General features: G+C 33.2%; 2 protein-coding genes. Both read right to left on the reverse strand.

From position 1 onward, the window contains the following. Positions 1-79 precede the first annotated feature (79 nt). The gene (locus tag J2T13_RS26215) at positions 80-475 is read right to left on the reverse strand and encodes a hypothetical protein (protein ID WP_429375651.1); all 396 of its coding nucleotides are present in this window, start codon (positions 473-475) and stop codon (positions 80-82) included. Beyond that, a complete protein-coding gene (locus J2T13_RS26220; RefSeq protein WP_429375653.1) occupies positions 468-1,364 on the reverse strand; it encodes an ABC transporter ATP-binding protein in 897 nt (298 codons plus the stop codon). The genes J2T13_RS26215 and J2T13_RS26220 overlap by 8 nt, the downstream gene beginning before the upstream one ends. Between the last annotated feature and the right edge of the window lie 135 nt (positions 1,365-1,499).

The following is a 1,499-nucleotide window of genomic DNA, read 5'->3' on the forward strand; positions in this document are numbered from 1 at the left end:
CCAGAACGTGTTGGGCAGTATGTGAAATGATTTTTATCTCCCCTCGGGGAGAAGCCATATTAAAAGAGTTTACACAAAACTATTGACAGACCCCACCTTTAGTTAACACAGCAAATACGATTAGAAACAGGGATGCAACTAACTGAAATATTAATGTTGCAGAAAATATACCCACTAAAACACTAAATGTATTTAAACCGAGCAATTTATATTTCAGCAAATTTCCTTGCTCTTTATATAAAATATAATACTGACCGTAGATGACTATAACAGCATTAATAATAATGATAGGTAAGAATGCAGGGATCAAGTAATCAACTATTGTTCTACCCGTTTCAGGGACTTCCAACTCAGCCAGCATATTACTAAAAATAAAAAACATGATGACGGGTAATAGAAAACCTACAATTGTACTTTTGAAGTTTCTAAGAAGTAGATTTGTCTGATACTTAGAGAAAACATACAATTTACGCATCTTTTATCTCCCCTTTTTCCGTCATCTTATATCCAAGAATCTTTAAGAAGGCATCTTCAAAAGAGAAGTGGTTGATGTTTATATCTTCGCCACCCTTATGCTTAATCTCATTATAAATCTCTGATTCATCTTTAGAATCAAAATCAACGATGTATTTACCTTTATCATCAATCCTATATTGAAAGCTAAAATCAGTGTTGGTATCAGCAGAACCGTAATAACTAAAACTTATTTTCTTCCTATCTCCGAATGAATTTGCAACAATCTCCTTCACGCTTCCCGATACCGACCTTTTCCCTCTTTCCAAAACAATGATATTGTCAGCAAGGTATTCTACTTCATCTAAAAAATGGCTAGTAAGTATAATGGTTATTCCTTTTTCCTTGTTTATCTCTTTTAACAAACTCCAAGTATTCCTTCTCGCCATTACATCTAAGCCCGTGGTTAGCTCGTCAAAAATAATCACCTTAGGTTCATTTAGAAGAGTTAACAAAATGGACAGTTTCTGCTTTTGTCCCCCAGACAGCTTATTCACATAAGTCTTGCTATGCTCCTCAAGATCAAATTTCTTCAATAATTCATTAATATTTACTTTGCTATTCAGTATTTCTTTGTACAGTTTGCAAATATCAATGACTCTTACACCCTCTTCAAACATAGATGTTTGCATTTGCAAACTGATATTTTCATATAAATCAGCAGGCTCAAAACCATATGAAATGTTCCCTTCGTAATTTATTAAATTCATGATACATTTAATCAGAGTGGTTTTACCTGCCCCATTACGACCTAAAATTGCATAAATTTCTCCTTTTTTTACATGTAAATCTACATGATCTAGTACTACTCTATCACCATATTTTTTACTTACAGAGTTGACAGTAATCAATGTTCTTACCTCCTTATAAGAGCTCAGTTTATTACATACATTGAGTCTGTAAAATAGATTGTGTAAACTCCCAAATCTATTAAAATAGATATATAGGAAGGTTGGGGAGCACACATGGGATTATGGACAAAAGAA

Source organism: Paenibacillus sp. DS2015 (assembly GCF_050433705.1).
In the GTDB taxonomy this organism is placed as follows: Bacteria; Bacillota; Bacilli; order Paenibacillales; family Paenibacillaceae; genus Paenibacillus_AQ.